This is a genomic window from Pseudomonas californiensis (assembly GCF_021147775.1).
GTDB classification, from domain to species: domain Bacteria; phylum Pseudomonadota; class Gammaproteobacteria; order Pseudomonadales; family Pseudomonadaceae; genus Aquipseudomonas; species Aquipseudomonas californiensis.
In genome coordinates this window covers 1-2,295 of sequence record NZ_JAGTPK010000100.1, presented here as the reverse complement: position 1 = coordinate 2,295, position 2,295 = coordinate 1, and the positions used below count along the sequence as shown (strand labels likewise).

The following is a 2,295-nucleotide window of genomic DNA, read 5'->3' as shown; positions in this document are numbered from 1 at the left end:
TCGGGTCGCATCATGATCGATGGGCTCCTGAGAGAATCGGGAGCCCAGCATCTGGCATTAGCTTAGTGCTTTGAATGTGGGGTTAATGGAGCGGTTACCTTAAATTTAAGTGCACACCATGTCTTGGCTTTGCGGGGCTGGGTAGATGACTTGGCCGGACGCATACGCAGGAAGGACAGGCGCGGCAGTGGCAGGTGTTGCACAGGTATTTGACGTGCGGGCAGGTGTCGTTGCTGCAGGTGTAGTGTTTGACGCCCAGTATCGAGGTGCCGCAGGCGAGCATTTTGGTGATGGACTCGACTTCGATGTCGCGTAAGCCGCCTTCTTCGAGGAGGTGTGCCCAGCACTGGTTAGCGGTGAAGAGGTTTTTGAGGGGGCGGGATTTGTAGGCCGTGATCATCTGAAGCAAAAGCGTTGTGTTGATGGTCGTCATGATGATCAATAACGGCGATCATGGCAAAGCTCAAATCGATGTTCCTGATGCTACGCGATCGCAAGAGCGGGCGATTTGCAGCCGCAGGCTGCCCTGTTCATGCATAGGCATTTCAAAATGCCTATGCATGAACCTAGTACGATTTGTTACGAATTCTGCGGGCTTCTCTGCATTAATCATCAAACATTGACGGATACTGCTTGATAAATTGCTCACGCGACATAGTCATTGCTTCCAAGTCTGGAACTATTCCACTTTTCATAGGAGGTAAATCTAAGCCCTTGGCTTGGGCTATAGCACGTACACAAAGCTCACTCTTGGCTGCGCTCCCCCTTTCATCAGGCATAGCATGTGCCAACCACCAGTGAATTTCGCCTAAAAACTTAAGTGCTTTCTTGGTAGATAAGTTTGATTGTAGGACCTCATTAAACAAATCGTTTACATGATGAAGAATTTTAGGGACTTCTTCCGATGAAGTATGTTGGATGTAGTGTGGCTCTCCATAGTCTAAGCCTCGCGACCATAAATCCGAATATCGTCTTTGGTCTCGGTGCGCAGAACTATCTGAACTGCAAACTATTTTTGTCAGGCTTATTGGCTCTCCAAAAATCTTATCCGTTATCAAAAATTCTTTTGCTGGTGGCAATAAGCCTTCATCATCGAGTTTTTGCAAGCTCCCATCAGTACGGGCACTATATCTATCTTTAATATAATTGTATTGATTTATTAATGGGGTTGTAAAAGGAAACTCATTATAACTATTGCGAGGTTTCTTAAATATATTCTCATCATGATTAGCCATTGAACATCGCCAATCGCGTGCTTTCTCCCATAAGTCTTCAAAATTCTGAATTTCACCATTAGCTAATGCACTTCCTATTTTTCGCGACTCATTCCAAAAAGACCTACCGTATTCCATTTGCAGGGGGACATGATCTCTATTATATTCTTTGTCAGGCCATCGGGCTACGCCAACCAACGACTGCTGATGCCAAGTCAATTCACTCCTTTCCGGTGATCCAGAAATAGCACCATAACGAGAGGCTTTATGGCTTCTTTGACCAGTTTCTAAATTTTCGGAATTAGTAGCTGAATTATGCCACCGGGGAGAGCTAACCAGTGGTTTTGAAGTAATGCATCCCATAATTAAACCCCGTTTTTTAGGTGACGAGCCTTAGTGGTAGTAACCTCTTATTCGGTTCCGCTCTGTCATGATGCCCGTTATTGATCATCACGAAACCTACGTATCCACCGTTGCTGCTTCAGATGAGTCCAGCCTACAAACCTCAATGTAGGAGTTTCAAAATTCCTATACAGTGCGCCAATTCCGATACATCGACGATTCCGGGTACAACGACCTCAAGACTCGTGGCGTTGAGGATGTTCTGATCGCCGTCACGGATGGCCTCAAAGGAATACCGGAGGCTTTGGGAGCGGTTTTTCCTGCCACGACGCTGCAAACCTGCATCGTGCATCTGATCCGCAACAGCTTGAGGAGGTGTGCCCAGCATTGATTGGCGGTGAAGAGGTTTTTGAGCGGTCGAGGTGTGTAGGCTGGACTCATCTGAAGCAGCAGCGGTGGGTACGTAGGTTTCATGATGATCAATAATGGGCCTCATGACAAAGCTCAAATCCATGTTCCTGCTGCTACGCGATCGTAAGAACGGGCGATTTGCAGCCGCAGGCTGCCCTGTTCACAAATTCTAGAGCCTAAAGAGACAAACTTGACGATGGCCCTTTACTGAGGTGGGAGGTTGGAGCTTCGTAAGCGTATGGGGAATACGCCTTGCGTAGATCAGCCAGGCATCCATTGATGCGGCAGTAGATGCTCGATCTCACTGGCTTTCTGCGTCGGCAATCGC

Annotated in this window: 1 protein-coding gene and 2 pseudogenes; 1 reads left to right on the top strand and 2 read right to left on the bottom strand. The window is 47.5% G+C overall.

Translation table 11 applies throughout. From position 1 onward, the window contains the following. Positions 1-166 precede the first annotated feature (166 nt). A pseudogene (locus tag KDX37_RS29000) lies at positions 167-433 on the bottom strand (transposase zinc-binding domain-containing protein); the annotation flags it as partial. Positions 434-605: 172 nt separating this feature from the next. Beyond that, entirely contained in the window at positions 606-1,577 is a 972-nt protein-coding gene (gene xopAH, locus KDX37_RS28995) for a XopAH/AvrB family type III secretion system effector (protein WP_231656606.1), read from the bottom strand. A gap of 205 nt (positions 1,578-1,782) precedes the next feature. Here xopAH and KDX37_RS28990 point away from each other — a divergent pair. Beyond that, positions 1,783-1,926 (top strand): annotated as a pseudogene (locus KDX37_RS28990) (transposase); the annotation flags it as partial. Positions 1,927-2,295: the final 369 nt, after the last annotated feature.